Here is a 13,935-nt window from a genome sequence, read left to right as displayed (position 1 = left end):
CTTTATTATACCTTAAGAATTAAAGACGTTAGGATAAAAAGTTTTTCTTCTGTTTTAATATTTAAAGCTTCAAAACGATATTCTAATCCAAATTGCATTTTTAGAGTTTCAGAAACCAACCAACCGAGGTGTACGGTGGTTCTATTATCTAATTCTGGTTTTATTTTTTTACTGTGACTTAAAAGCGTTTCCATTGAGGTAATCAAATAATTTTCACCAACATCGAGTTTTTCTCCATTTAGAGGAAAATCTAAGGCAAAGCGATAGCGCGAACGTAAAATGGTGAGATTTTCTAAAATACGTTGTTCAAAACGTACGCGATGTCCAAAGCGAAGTGCTAAATTCCTTTTAGTATAATTAAATTGCTGTGTTAGACGTAATTCGTTACTTCCTCCATCGATAGATTCTCTTAGTCTATATTGAACTCCAAGACTTAAGCTATGATTATAGTCTAAATTTAAAGTTGAAAAATGAACCATATCTAATTGTCTATTTTCAAAATTAAAATCATTGTCTTGGTATAGATAATAACGTGATCGTACAGCAAAGTTTATTTTATAATCACCACTGACTTTATGATTTAAAGAAAAACTAGTTTCACCTAAACCTTCAAAATCACTTTGAGAAAATAGATTTAGGCACAAAAGGCATGCAAATAAAGCTAAAGAATTTTTAATATAATACATGCTCGTAAGATGTAGGATTTAGAATTCTTGCACTTAAAAATGAGCCATCATTATTAAAAGTAAACTCTTTTATGATACGCTTTTTTTCGGTTTTTACTTCAGCAATAATTTCAAATTTAGGCGCTATTCTAGTGTTTTGAGACATAATATCAATAAGAAATCGCTTAGAATCAGTTTCTTGAGAGTAGGAGTACTGCTTTTGAATTTTTATAAACTTATGTTTTTTAAAGTTGTTTTTAAAATAGGCTTCTATACTATTTCTAATAGGATCTACTATGTTTTTAAATTTGGTAGTGATCTCAATATCTTCAATAATGCCATTTGAAGAAAACTCTAGACTATAGCGCCGTTTATTATATTTAAATTTTGCTTCAAAACTATGTTTCTCTCCATCAGTCTCCTTGTAGAATTTGAGATGCTTACACTCTTCTGGTAATATTTTAATTATATCATGAGCCTTTTCAGGAAACTCCGAAACTTCAATACGCTCTTCTTTTTCATTCTTTATTTGGCTAAAAATTAGTTGAGTGAAAGAAAAGAGTATGAAGAATAATTTAAATTTCATTTTGAATAGTCTTAAGTATATATGCGTTAAACAAAGTTACAATACACTTTTAACTTTCTTTCATTGATAAAACATTTATAATTACTTGACTAATGTTAACATTAGGACGAAATTTATTTAAACATAAATATTTGATTTGCAGTATTTTAAATATACAATGTTAATTTAATGTTACGTAAATGTTGTTTGAATGTAAAAATATAACTACATTTGTTATGTAATCATTAATAAAAGCCCAAATAGATATGAAAAAGATAGCAATACTTCTTATAATGTTAAGTGTAAGTTTTACTTATGCTCAAAAAGAGAGAACATTAAAATTAGATAAAGAAAAAGACTTAATTGAAGTAACTTATTATCATGATAATGGTGAAGTAAGTCAAACGGGTTATTATACTGCTGAAGGAAAGTTGCATGGTCAATGGTTAAGCTTTTGTAAGGAAGGTAACAAATTAGTTTCTGCTAAATATGATAATGGTAAGAAAGTAGGAAAATGGTTTTACTGGAGTGGAAATAGTTTAAAAGAAGTCGATTATTCTAACAATGCTATTGCTAGTGTTAATGAATGGACTAATAATGAGACCAAAGTTGCATCTAATAAGTAAAAATAGATCTAAATAAAATAAAAAAGCATCCTAAAACTTTAGGATGCTTTTTTATTTAAATAAGTTTAATGTTCTTTAAAATCTAACCCAACCTTGAGTCCAATCGTTATCTGCGTCTACTGCACCAACATAGTTTACAGAAGTAAACCATGAGTTAATGGTAGATGGATCAATTGCGTTACCTTCATATGTTCCTCTAAAGCTAGCTAAAGAAAAATCATCTGGTATTGCTGTACCTGCATTGTTAAATGGATCATTAGAACCATCTAATGTATAGTTAGAGTATGTTGCGAAATCTGCAAAGTCAGCTGTAGCGTTTCCACCATGATCTAGATCAAATGAGTTTACATTATCAATGATTGAATTTCTCACTTCAACTTCTCCATTATTTAAGTTTATCAGTGTTTGGTCATCATCAACTTCGATACCTTTTCCTGGGAAACCTTTAATAATCATATTGTAAGCAGCGACTTTAGTACCAGCTCTAAACTCAATACCTTTGTTTTCACCGTCACCATCTTCAGCACCTAATAATGTAATATTAGAAAGAGTAGGATAAGAGAAAGGAATAGCATCTGGTGTAGAAGATAAATTATCTGCTTCAATACCTTTGTCACCTTCTAAAGACGTTTGTTGTACAACCCAGAATTGACCTCTACCAACCCAACCATCAGTCCAGTCAAAAGAATCATCTTGTGCTCCAGTTGAAACCGCATATTTTAAGTCTACAGTACCACCATAGAATTCTATACCATCATCATTACCTAAGTAGGTTTGGATATACTCTAAAGTTGTACCGTTACCAACACCATATAATGATAAACCGTTATACTCAGAGTCGGCATTAATACGTCCACCAGTATATTCTAAACGTGTATAACGTATAGTACCAGAGTTATCATTTGACTCAGAACCACCATAAGTAATATTAGCAACTTCTGCTGTAGCAGTTGCACCTCTATTTATTGGTGCCTTACCTGCAATAATTAAGCCTCCCCAATCACCAGGATTTGGTGTGGCTTGGTTTGAGGTAAAAACGATTGGCTGAGCTGCTGTTCCTTCTGCCATAATCGTTGCTCCTTGATTGATTAATAAGTATGAAAAAATACCATCAGTTGTTTGACCAGCATAAATTGTAGTACCTGCTTGGATTGTAATTGTTACACCATCTACCACAGAAACACCTCCTACAAGTTCATAACAGTTGTCTGATGATAATGTAATATCTGAAGTAATTTCACCTGATAATTCAATACAGTCATTACCATTGTTTCCTCCTCCAGGGTTTATGGTAACATCACCTATACTTTCTTCATTAATAGTACAAGCTTGAAATACGATAACTAAGGCTATAAATAATCCTTTAATTATGTTTTGAGTAGTTTTCATAGTTTTGATTTTGTGTTTGGTTTTTTGATTAAAATTTATATGTAAATCCTAGGCTTATATTTGAACCTATTTGGTATGAACTTACTGTAAGTTCTTGATTGATATCTTCTTGGTCTTGGTAACGATCTATCGTCGGATTAAGTAAGTTTTTGGCAGATAAACCAATTTCCCAGTGCTCGTTAAATGTGTCTTTAAAGTTAAAGTTTAATGTTCCAAAACCTTTTTCAAAAATATCTCCGACACCATTACCACCAGCAGAATATATTCTATCTCCGAAGTAATTAAAATCTAGAGTAGTAGAGATATTATGCTTTCCTATTTCTTTTGAAAAATTAATATCAGCGTTAAAAATATAAGGTGATGCACCTTGTAGTTTACGTTCTAAATTTGTTGGTGCAATAGCTGCGTTTAAGACTGTTACTGTTGGGTCAATCACTACCTTAGTGTACATCACAGTAGCATTTAACCCTAAAGACAAGTTGCTTAATGTACTTTCATCGTCTTCATTAGTAAATATATTATTTAACTGTTGTCTGTATTCTATTTCACCACCAAATATCTGAGCGTTATCGGAATTAACAAAAGAGTTATTGTTGTTTGCAGATGCAATTCTTATTTTTTCTATAGGCTGGTCTAGATATTTTCCAAAAGCAGTTACAGAAAACACTTCTCCGTTTCTTGGGAAGAACTCATACTTAATATCGAAGTTATAATTATCAGAGTTCTTAAGATCGGGATTACCAATCGTAAACTCATTAACATCTTCATCTAAGAATGGTGCTGTTTCCGTAAACAACGGAAGTGTTACCGTTTTACTTGCAGCAATACGCAGGTTGGTTTTTTCGTTAAGCGTATACTTAACATCTAAACTAGGTAGTACAAAAAGTTCGTCGATAGTACCTATAGAAGAACCACTAGTTACAGGATCTTTATAAAACACATTTTGTTCAAAATCCTCAACTCTAAGACCCGAATTAATCAATACTTTCTCTGAAACTTTCCATTTAAAAAGTGCAAAACTCGCAAACGTACTTAAGTCTGCTTCATAAGCATTTTGAGGACGTGTTACTTCTATTACATTGTAAACATCATTTAGAAGATTCTGCTCATTTAAGAACGCATCTGGATTATTTAATTCAACAACTGTATTGTTTGCATCGAAAATGTAGTTAATTTGCTTAGCTTCAAAATCACGTTCTTTGTTTCTAGTGTTAATACCTATGGTTAACTTATTTTTAAAAATATCGTCTTCATCTTTAGAAAGATTAATATCAAAAGAGACATTTGTTGAGAAATCATCCTCATTCAATTCCTGATAAAAACGTTGGTTATCACTATCATTAGTATTTCTAAAGTTTCCTAAAACGATAGATCCATCCTGGCGTTCAGAAAAGAATAACTGACGTCTATCTGGCACATAACCTAAAGCTTTGTTATAAGCTCCACCATAATTAATTTCATATTTACCGTCTTCAAATTTATGATTACCAGTTATTTGTTGCGTAAATAAATTGTTTTGTTGAAAAGTGCCACGTCTTACATAAGTATTCAACTCTGTATTTTCACCAGAGACACCCGAAAATTCTCTTAATTCATCTTCAGTGTCATTAACAAATAATGTTGTAGAGGTAATATTGTTATTAGAGTTCCACTTAAAAGATGCACTTCCTAAAACCGTAGTATTAGTTGTATATTTATATCTATCGTAGTTAAATGCAAATGAACCTTGGTCTAATTCACCTTGGTTGTTCAATACAGTTTCAAAACCATTTATTGTAGATTCATGGCCATTACTAAAAGAAGCAGATAACAATAAATCTAACTTACTAGAATCACCTGTATTAAAACTATGACCAGCTAAAATATTAGCGTTTACATTTGGTCCATCTAAACGTTGTTCTGGATTAAAACCTGTATCAAAAGGGTAATACTCAACATCATTACTATTATAAGTATAATTAGGAATATTTAACAAAGGTGTTGCAAATCTAGAACCATCATCTAGGCCATAAAAATCATATTTACCTCCATCTAATAGAAAGAAATCATTGGAGATTGCTGTTGTATTCACACCAGATCCAAAACCAATTTCTAATAATTTTTTCCCAGGACTATCCTTAGTATTAATATCTACACTTGCACCTGCAAAATCACCATATAGATGTGAAGAATAAGCTTTGAATATACCTAGATTTTCTACAATTTTAGTAGGGAAAATACCTAGATCTAATAATTTTAATTTAGGATTTAATGACGGAATTGGTAATCCATTTAAGTAGGCCGTATTATATCTGTCTCCTAGACCTCTAACGTAAAGTTTGTCACTCTCTTTAGAGATACCTGCGGCTTTAGTTAATCCAGTTGCAACATCACCAACTCCTTTTTTAGAGAGTTCTACAGCACCTATTTTAGTTTGTGTGGTTGCTGCTTTCTTTTGTTCTAATAAAATTGCAACTTCGCTTTCTTTTGTTCTTGTTACAGTTTCCAATACAACAGTGTCTAAAGTGGCAGCACTAGCTCCCATGGCTACATTTAATGTTGTAATTTTATTGGCTTCTATATTTACTACTATTTCTTGAGTTTCGTATCCAACAAAACTAAATACTATAGTATATGAACCTACTTCTAAATCTTCAAATAAATACATACCATCTATGTCAGAAGTTGTTCCTGTCGCAGTTCCCTTTATTAATACATTGGCAAAAGGAAGTGGTTCATTATTATATTCCTTATCAGTAAGCTTTCCTGAAATCGAACCTGTATTTTGAGCAAAAGAGATTGCTGAAATAAATAAAATGAATAGTAATTGTAATCTTCTCATTAGTTGTTTTAATATCGACGGTGCAAAGAAACTGCCATATTCTTGTTTTTAGGTTATACAAAAATTAACTATTTGTGATGAAAAGGTTAGTTGATTGTTAGCTTAACATTAAGCCAATTGACATTAAGGAAACAATTACATAACATAGGTATAGCGGTTTTTCGTAATACTTTTGTGAGTAATTGTTTGTCAATTTATATATCTTTATTCCACTTAATTAATCCATTTCGTATGAAATATTATGTCATTCTCGTAGTTGCCTTTATTAGCCTGTCGTTATCTGCTCAAAAGAAAATATTAGATCATAAAGATTTTGAAATATGGAATGCTATTCGTACTAGTTCTATTTCATCTGAAGGTGATTTTATAATGTATCATACTGTTAAAGGTGAAAAAGACAGTCATTTGAGAATTAAGTCACCAAATGGAAATCTTGTTTTTGAACATGAAAGGTCAGAAAGAGGGCAATTTACCCATAATGGAAAGTATGCGGTATTTACAGTTAAATCTTGGAAAGATAGTATTGTAGAATTGAAGAGAATCAAAACTAAAAAAGAGGATATGCCTAAGGATAGTTTGGGTGTCTTCGATTTAGATACAAAAGCAGTAATAAAAATAGCTAATGTTAAGTCTTATAAAATACCGGAAAAGTGGTCAACTCATCTAGCTTATACTTTAGAGGAAGTAAAGTCGAAAGTTAAAAAAGAGGATAGCGCTTCAGTTTCTGAAAAAGAGCCTAAAACCAAAAAGAAGAAAGTTAAAAAGGTAAGTAAAGATAATGGTTATCATCTTGTGATTCGAGAACTTATTTCAGGAAAAGAGGACACCATTAAATTTGTTACAGATTATCAATTTGCTAAAGAAGGAAAGCTGCTAACTTATGCAACTACAGGTAAAGATTTTGAAACAGATGGTGGAGTATATGTGTTGAATCTAGAAGAAAACAAAACAACCAAAATTTATAATTCTAAAAAAGCAAAATACTATAACCTTAGTTTTAGTGAAACAGGAAAAAATATGGCATTTGTTGTAGATACAGATACAACTAAAGCCCAAGTGAGACCAAATGAACTATACCTTTGGAGAAAAGGTGAACCTTTGGCGACAAAGCAGTTAGATGCATCTTCTGCTCCTAAGGGCTATCGTGTATCTTCTGATGGTGATATTAATTTTTCTAAAGACGAATCTAAACTTTATTTCGGACTTGCAACACCTCCAATTGTACAAGATACGACGCTTATTAAAGATGAAATTGTTAATGTTGAAGTATGGACCTATAACGAACCTACGTTATATACCATCCAAGAGCTTCAGCTAGAAAATGATAGAAAAAAGTCTTATCTCACCGCTTTAGACCTTAAAACAAATAAGCTGATTCAATTAGGAAATACCGATTTTCCTAATGCCAGACTTGGTGATGAAGGTAATGCGCAATTCTCGCTTGTAAATACAAACTTGCCTTACGAGATAGAACAACAGTGGGAAGGACGAACGCGTCAAGATTATGCAGTTGTAAATGTAAATTCGGGTTCAGTAAAAGCTGTAGCTAAAGGGTTTTCGGGCAATTTACGTTTAAGTCCAAAAGGAAGCTATGCATTCGGTTATAATCTTAAAGATAGTACATGGGTTGCAGTAAATTTAAATTCCTCTAAAACAACACAACTTACTAAAGGAAAAGTATTTTACAATGAGTTAAATGATTCGCCAAGACATCCATCTTCGTATGGTGTTGCTGGTTGGACAGAAGATGATAAAAATGTAATTCTTTATGATAGATATGACCTCTGGAAGTTTAATCCTGATACAGGAGAATCTACAAAGCTAACAAATGGAAGGGCTAAAAAAACAAGATATAGATATGTGCAATTAGATGACGAAGAACGATTTATGGACTCTAAGGGTAAATGGATATTATCCGTATTTAATGAAGATACAAAGGACTCTGGTTTTGCCGAATTGAAAGTGAAAAGTGGAGAGTTAAAACCTCTAATTTATGGCCCTTATGGTTATGGACGTGTCCAAAAAGCACAAAATGGAAATAACGTTATTTACACGCGCGAATCCTTCACTGAATACCCAGAAATAAGATATGCCAATTTAAATTTCAAAAAAGAAAAAGTTATTTCTAATACCAATCCACAGCAAAAAGATTATAATTGGGGAACAGCGGAGTTAGTCAACTGGACGTCTTTAGATGGTATTGAATTAACAGGGATGCTTATAAAACCTGAAGATTTTGATCCAAATAAAAAATATCCCATGGTTGTGAATTTTTATGAGCGAAGTTCAGATAGATTAAATCGTCACATAGCCCCAAATCCAGGAAGATCTACAATTAATTATAGTTTTTATACCAGTCGTGGTTATGTGATTTTTAATCCAGATGTTCGGTATCGCAATGGTTATCCTGGTGAAAGTGCATACAATTGTGTCATACCAGGTGTAACATCTCTTATTGAAAAAGGATTTATTGATAAAGATAATATTGGAGTTCAAGGACATAGTTGGGGAGGTTATCAGATAGCTTATTTGGTTACAAAAACAGATATTTTTAAAGCCGCTGAAGCTGGTGCTCCTGTACCTAATATGATAAGTGCTTATGGTGGTATTCGTTGGTGGACTGGCCTTAGTCGTCAGTTTCAGTATGAGCATACGCAAAGTAGAATTGGCGGAACACCTTGGGAGTACCCGCAGCGTTACGTAGAAAATTCACCAATTTTTAATATCGACAAAGTAAATACACCATTGCTTATAATGCATAATGATGCAGATGGACATGTGCCATGGTATCAAGGTATAGAACTCTTTATGTCGCTACGTCGTTTGCAAAAACCATCTTGGTTTTTAAACTATAATGACGAGCCTCATTGGCCGCTTAAACTTCAAAACAGGAAAGATTTTAATATTAGGTTGGCACAATTTTTTGATTATTATTTAAAAGGAGATCCTATGCCAGTATGGATGAAAAGTGGAGTGCCAGCTATTGAAAAAGGTATAAATCAAGGTTATGAATTAACCTCGGAAAGAAAAGACTAAATTGTTGAAATCTTTGATACATTAAGACTTACTCAAAGACTTTTTTTTAGTCAGAATACTTATATTCGTGCTTTATCATAAATGGATGAACTGGGAACAATTATTATCATTAAAACGCTACGGCGATACCAATAAGAGACTAAGAAAAGAACAAGATGAAACCCGTTTGGGTTTTGAGGTAGATTACGACCGAATTATTTTTTCTTCAGAATTTAGAAGTCTTCAAGATAAGACTCAGGTTGTACCATTATCTAAAACAGATTTTGTTCATACGCGTTTAACTCATAGTTTAGAAGTTAGTGTTGTTGGGAGGTCTTTAGGTCGAAAAGTTGGCCAACTATTACTTAAAAAACATCCACATCTAGAAAACGTCCATGGTTATAAAATGAATGATTTTGGAGCTATAGTTGCAGCTGCTGCATTAGCTCACGATATTGGAAACCCGCCTTTTGGGCATTCTGGTGAAAAAGCGATAGGAGCTTACTTTAAATCTGGTGACGGAGCACAATTTAAAAAACACCTAACGGATAAAGAATATCAAGATTTATGTGATTTTGAAGGAAATGCTAATGGTTTCAAAATTCTTACTGAGAGTAGACAAGGTAGAGAAGGAGGGTTGCGATTGAGTTATGCAACTTTAGGTGCTTTTATGAAATACCCCAAAGAATCATTGCCAAAGAAACCTACGAATCATATTGTAGATAAAAAATATGGCTTTTTTCAAAGCGAAAAGCAAATGTTTGGTGAAGTAGCTTCCGAATTAGGTTTAACCAAACGCAGTGATGACTATTTAAGTTATCAAAGACACCCATTAGCGTTTTTAGTTGAAGCTGCAGATGATATTTGTTACACCATTATTGATTTTGAAGATGGTATTAACCTTGGGCTTATACAGGAAGAATACGCTTTAGAGTATTTAATCACTTTGGTAAAGAACATTAATAAAACGAAATATTCTGAATTAAAAACCACTGAAGATCGTGTCAGTTATTTACGTGCTTTGGCTATTGGAACACTGATTGACGAAGCAGCTTCAATATTCATGAAAAATGAAGATAAAATTTTAGCAGGTCAATTTGAAACCGCTTTACTAGACGTGAGTCAGTATAAAGCTCAAATTAAAGATATTATTGATATAAGTGTAAACAACGTTTATCAATCTAAAGAGGTGATTAGCAAAGAAATTGCTGGTTATGAAATATTGAATCAGTTACTCAATGCTTATGGAAAAATGGCGTTTAATTATTTTGAAGATAATCTCTCTAATTATGATCAATTATTATTGAACGTTTTGCCAGAAACAGTAAAATTAACTACAGATACTTTGTACCAAAACGTGCTGTCTATTTGTCTTTATATATCAAAATTATCAGACACAAATGCCATGCTCCTATATAAAAAGCTGAAAGGCAATATCTTATAATATTATACATTTTATCGAATAAATTTGTTTTTTAACGATATAATGTTTTTATTTGCTATGCTATTAAACTTTAAATAACCCTACTTATGAAAAATAATATACTAGGTGGCTTAGTTATATTCTTTGTAGTTGTAACTTGCCTGTTAATGATCGATGATATTTCTAGTACGAATGAAGTATTATCTTCTACTTATCAAAAGGTTGAAGTAGAACAAGTTGAAGATCAATCAGATCTAGCTATTGTTGACGGTGTCGAGGAAGACGAATAAATTTTCAATTTCATTTTTTATAGATTGAGCGTCTAATTTTTGCATTTGCATTAATTGGTCTACTGTACCGTGTTCTATAAATTGATCATCAATTCCTAAAATTTTAATATTGCACTTGTAATTATTTGTATTGGCAAATGCTAATATAGAATGTCCAAACCCACCAACTATTGTTCCATTTTCAATAGTAATTATACCTTCGTAGTTTTTGAATATCTCATGCAATAATTCTTCATCTAGAGGTTTTACAAATTGCATATCATAATACCCAATATCATCTTTTTGCTCTATGGAAGTAATCGCATCTTCAATAGTCTTAGCTATTGTTCCAATGCTCAAAATCGCAATTCGACGACCTTTTTTAAGACATTTCCCTTTTCCTATTTCAATTTTTTCAAAAGGTTGCTTCCAATCTAGTAAATGACCTCTTCCACGTGGATAACGGATAGCAATAGGAAAATTAATTCCTAATTGAACGGTGTACATTATATTTCTCAGTGCAATAGCATCTTTCGGTGCGAAAATCACCAAATTAGGAACACAATTTAAATATGCTAAATCAAATACTCCATGATGCGTGGCACCATCTTCACCAACCAACCCAGCTCTATCTAAACAAAAGATAACAGGTAGTTTCTGTAATGCAACATCATGTATGACTTGGTCATAAGCACGTTGTAAAAATGTAGAATAAATGTTGCAAAACGGAATTAAACCTTGCGTTGCCATACCAGCAGCTAAGGTAACGGCATGTTGTTCTGCAATTCCGACATCAAAAGCACGCTCTGGAACTACTTCCATCATATATTTTAAAGAACTACCAGTTGGCATGGCAGGAGTGATACCAATAATTTTTTCATTTTGTAAAGCCAACTCTACAATAGTTTCACCAAATACATCTTGATATTTTGGTGGTTGACTAGAGCTAGATTTTGCAATAAGTTCACCTGTGTCTGCATTAAATTTTCCAGGAGCATGATATTTTACTTGGTTTAATTCAGCCTGTTTAAGACCTTTACCTTTCGTAGTAATTACATGTAAAAACTTTGGACCTTTTACTGATTTTAGACGTTCTAATTCCGAAATTAATAAGGGTAAATTATGACCGTCCACAGGACCAGAATAATTAAAATTTAAAGCTTCAAAAATATTGTCTTGCTTCTCTGTACCTTTCTTTACATTGGTTAAATATTGTTTTAATGCTCCAACACTTGGGTCGATACCAATGGCATTATCGTTAAGAATGACTAGTAAATTAGCATCTGTGACTCCTGCATGGTTTAAACCTTCAAAAGCCATTCCGCTGGCAATGGATGCATCTCCAATCACAGCAATATGATGTTTATCTTCTCCTTTTAGTTGTGATGCGATTGCCATTCCTAAAGCCGCAGATATTGAGGTTGACGAATGCCCAACTCCAAAAGCGTCATACTCACTTTCGCTTCGTTTTGGGAAACCGCTTATGCCATTGAGTCGTCTATTAGTATCAAAAATGTTTTTTCTACCAGTTAATATTTTGTGACCATAAGCTTGATGACCAACATCCCAAATCAATAAATCATCAGGAGTATTAAACACATAATGTAAAGCAATAGTCAATTCTACAACACCAAGACTTGCACCTAAATGTCCTTCTTTAGTCGCAACAATATTGATGATAAAGTCACGCAACTCTTTAGCGAGTTGAGGTAGATCTTCTGCTTTGAGTTGACGTAAATCTTTTGGCAGGTTGATATGTTTTAGAAGCTTTTTCATCTAAATACAAATGTACCAATTTGCAATTGTATTTTTTATTGAAATAGAATCGTATTTTTACAACCATGATAAACCCATTTGACGATACATACTTTATGAGAAAAGCACTTCAGGAAGCGGAGGTAGCTTTTGAAAAAGGAGAAATACCAGTTGGTGCTGTTATAGTTGTAGAAGATAGAATCATTGCTAGAACGCACAATCTTACCGAATTATTAAATGATGTTACTGCACATGCAGAGATGCAAGCCATTACGTCTGCAGCTAATTTTTTGGGTGGAAAGTATTTGAATAAATGTACCTTATATGTCACTTTAGAGCCTTGCCAAATGTGTGCTGGTGCATTGTATTGGAGTCAGATTTCTAAAATAGTTTATGCAGCTTCAGATACACAAAGAGGTTATAAAACTTTAGGTGCGACATTGCATCCTAAAACGGAAGTTGTTAGTGGGATTTTAGCAGAAGAAGCTTCGGCATTATTGAAGCGTTTTTTTATTGAAAAGCGTAATTTGAATTAAAATCTGATATTATGATAAATAAGACTTTCGCAATACTAGTACTACTATTAGCATTAAATTGTAAATCAACTCAAAGTCAAGAAAAGATGAATAAAGAGGATATTACTTTAATAGCTAAAGGCAATCTTTATGGCTCAGGTGAAGAAGGTATTGAAAAGCAAAATACCGTAATTACAAACCAAAGTAATTGGCAAGATTTGATGGCAAAAATGAACAGTATAAATAAAGTATCTGATGGTTTTTCTGAATCAAAAATCGATTTTTCTAAATATACAGTTATAGCTGTTTTTGATAACGTAAAAACATCTGGTGGTCACAGTTTAGAATTAGATATTAAGTCGAATTCTGAAAATGTAGAGGTTGAAGTGAGTCGTAATTCGCCAGCGGGAATGGCAACAAGTCTAATGACACAGCCCTATTATATAGCTAAGATTGTTAAAAGTGATTTGCCAATAATTTTCTTAACAGACAAAAATTAGAACAAAAAAAACGCCCAACCATAGGTTGAGCGCTGAAACTTATAAGATATATACTTATAGTACCTGCACGTTTGCAGCTACCATTCCTTTTCTTCCTTCTTCTTCTGTGTACTCTACGTTGTCACCTTCGCGTAATTCTACGCCATTAAGGTTTGATACATGTACAAAGATGTCTTTTCCTGTTTCTTCGTTGGTAATGAATCCAAATCCTTTTGAATCATTAAAAAATTTAACTGTTCCAGTCATTATAAATATAAATAAAAATTAAAGTGCAAAGATAATATTTTAATCAACGCCAATGTTAATAAATTGTTTTATTTTAAAATATTGATAATTAATGAGTTAAAATTAATTTCTTTTCTTGTGCGAGAAACACTGTTAATAAAGGGATT

Annotated in this window: 12 protein-coding genes; 6 read left to right on the top strand and 6 right to left on the bottom strand. The window is 32.4% G+C overall.

The annotated features are described in order from the left end of the window. Window positions 1–5: 5 nt before the first annotated feature. Together SJY34_RS09975 and SJY34_RS09970 are read right to left on the bottom strand one after the other, a co-directional pair. Window positions 6–686 (bottom strand): DUF2490 domain-containing protein, encoded by a 681-nt coding sequence (locus tag SJY34_RS09975; protein WP_400075236.1) that lies wholly within the window; start codon window positions 684–686, stop codon window positions 6–8. Then, complete coding sequence (locus tag SJY34_RS09970) at window positions 673–1,251, bottom strand: hypothetical protein (RefSeq protein ID WP_400075234.1); 579 nt, start codon at window positions 1,249–1,251, stop codon at window positions 673–675. The genes SJY34_RS09975 and SJY34_RS09970 overlap by 14 nt, the downstream gene beginning before the upstream one ends. Before the next feature lie 245 nt (window positions 1,252–1,496). On the opposite strand from SJY34_RS09970, the gene SJY34_RS09965 reads away from it, so the two are divergent. Next, on the top strand, window positions 1,497–1,856 hold the full coding sequence (locus SJY34_RS09965; protein WP_400075232.1) for a nicotinic acid mononucleotide adenyltransferase: 360 nt from the start codon (window positions 1,497–1,499) through the stop codon (window positions 1,854–1,856). Between the two features lie 75 nt (window positions 1,857–1,931). Here SJY34_RS09965 and SJY34_RS09960 read toward each other — a convergent pair whose 3' ends face one another. Both SJY34_RS09960 and SJY34_RS09955 read right to left on the bottom strand, forming a co-directional pair. After that, window positions 1,932–3,245, bottom strand: a complete 1,314-nt coding sequence (locus tag SJY34_RS09960; RefSeq protein WP_400075230.1) for a multidrug transporter — start codon at window positions 3,243–3,245, stop codon at window positions 1,932–1,934. A 28-nt stretch (window positions 3,246–3,273) separates the two neighbouring features. Continuing rightward, on the bottom strand, window positions 3,274–6,066 hold the full coding sequence (locus tag SJY34_RS09955; RefSeq protein ID WP_400075228.1) for a TonB-dependent receptor domain-containing protein: 2,793 nt from the start codon (window positions 6,064–6,066) through the stop codon (window positions 3,274–3,276). A gap of 231 nt (window positions 6,067–6,297) precedes the next feature. On the opposite strand from SJY34_RS09955, the gene SJY34_RS09950 reads away from it, so the two are divergent. The 3 genes from SJY34_RS09950 to SJY34_RS09940 all read left to right on the top strand — a co-directional run bounded on the left by SJY34_RS09950 (window position 6,298) and on the right by SJY34_RS09940 (window position 10,794). After that, on the top strand, window positions 6,298–9,102 hold the full coding sequence (locus SJY34_RS09950; RefSeq protein WP_400075226.1) for a prolyl oligopeptidase family serine peptidase: 2,805 nt from the start codon (window positions 6,298–6,300) through the stop codon (window positions 9,100–9,102). An 85-nt stretch (window positions 9,103–9,187) separates the two neighbouring features. Further along, complete coding sequence (locus tag SJY34_RS09945) at window positions 9,188–10,525, top strand: deoxyguanosinetriphosphate triphosphohydrolase (RefSeq protein WP_400075224.1); 1,338 nt, start codon at window positions 9,188–9,190, stop codon at window positions 10,523–10,525. An 86-nt stretch (window positions 10,526–10,611) separates the two neighbouring features. Next, window positions 10,612–10,794 carry a hypothetical protein gene (locus SJY34_RS09940; RefSeq protein ID WP_400075222.1) on the top strand — a complete coding sequence of 61 codons (183 nt, stop codon included), beginning with the start codon at window positions 10,612–10,614 and terminating at the stop codon, window positions 10,792–10,794. On the opposite strand, the gene SJY34_RS09935 is transcribed toward SJY34_RS09940, so the two are convergent. Further along, entirely contained in the window at window positions 10,759–12,549 is a 1,791-nt protein-coding gene (locus SJY34_RS09935; RefSeq protein ID WP_400075220.1) for a 1-deoxy-D-xylulose-5-phosphate synthase, read from the bottom strand. The genes SJY34_RS09940 and SJY34_RS09935 overlap by 36 nt on opposite strands. A gap of 65 nt (window positions 12,550–12,614) precedes the next feature. On the opposite strand from SJY34_RS09935, the gene SJY34_RS09930 reads away from it, so the two are divergent. Then, window positions 12,615–13,064: a nucleoside deaminase gene (locus SJY34_RS09930; RefSeq protein WP_400075218.1), complete on the top strand. Its 450-nt coding sequence runs from the start codon at window positions 12,615–12,617 to the stop codon at window positions 13,062–13,064. 11 nt (window positions 13,065–13,075) lie between these two features. Further along, window positions 13,076–13,543 (top strand): protease complex subunit PrcB family protein, encoded by a 468-nt coding sequence (locus SJY34_RS09925; RefSeq protein ID WP_400075216.1) that lies wholly within the window; start codon window positions 13,076–13,078, stop codon window positions 13,541–13,543. Between the two features lie 54 nt (window positions 13,544–13,597). On the opposite strand, the gene SJY34_RS09920 is transcribed toward SJY34_RS09925, so the two are convergent. Then, window positions 13,598–13,789 carry a cold-shock protein gene (locus tag SJY34_RS09920; RefSeq protein ID WP_008269621.1) on the bottom strand — a complete coding sequence of 64 codons (192 nt, stop codon included), beginning with the start codon at window positions 13,787–13,789 and terminating at the stop codon, window positions 13,598–13,600. Between the last annotated feature and the right edge of the window lie 146 nt (window positions 13,790–13,935).

Source organism: Winogradskyella sp. R77965, assembly GCF_044594915.1.
Classification (GTDB): domain Bacteria; phylum Bacteroidota; class Bacteroidia; order Flavobacteriales; family Flavobacteriaceae; genus Winogradskyella.
Note: the sequence above shows the minus strand (reverse complement) of the source record. Positions and strands in the feature narration are given on the sequence as shown.

Coding starts and splice junctions, on each gene's coding strand:
- SJY34_RS09960 (WP_400075230.1), bottom strand. CDS start 3,245: ATGAAAACTACTCAAAACATAATTAAAGGATTATTTATAGCCTTAGTT.
- SJY34_RS09940 (WP_400075222.1), top strand. CDS start 10,612: ATGAAAAATAATATACTAGGTGGCTTAGTTATATTCTTTGTAGTTGTA.
- SJY34_RS09945 (WP_400075224.1), top strand. CDS start 9,188: ATGAACTGGGAACAATTATTATCATTAAAACGCTACGGCGATACCAAT.
- SJY34_RS09975 (WP_400075236.1), bottom strand. CDS start 686: ATGTATTATATTAAAAATTCTTTAGCTTTATTTGCATGCCTTTTGTGC.
- SJY34_RS09935 (WP_400075220.1), bottom strand. CDS start 12,549: ATGAAAAAGCTTCTAAAACATATCAACCTGCCAAAAGATTTACGTCAA.
- SJY34_RS09950 (WP_400075226.1), top strand. CDS start 6,298: ATGAAATATTATGTCATTCTCGTAGTTGCCTTTATTAGCCTGTCGTTA.
- SJY34_RS09930 (WP_400075218.1), top strand. CDS start 12,615: ATGATAAACCCATTTGACGATACATACTTTATGAGAAAAGCACTTCAG.
- SJY34_RS09970 (WP_400075234.1), bottom strand. CDS start 1,251: ATGAAATTTAAATTATTCTTCATACTCTTTTCTTTCACTCAACTAATT.
- SJY34_RS09920 (WP_008269621.1), bottom strand. CDS start 13,789: ATGACTGGAACAGTTAAATTTTTTAATGATTCAAAAGGATTTGGATTC.
- SJY34_RS09925 (WP_400075216.1), top strand. CDS start 13,076: ATGATAAATAAGACTTTCGCAATACTAGTACTACTATTAGCATTAAAT.
- SJY34_RS09965 (WP_400075232.1), top strand. CDS start 1,497: ATGAAAAAGATAGCAATACTTCTTATAATGTTAAGTGTAAGTTTTACT.
- SJY34_RS09955 (WP_400075228.1), bottom strand. CDS start 6,066: ATGAGAAGATTACAATTACTATTCATTTTATTTATTTCAGCAATCTCT.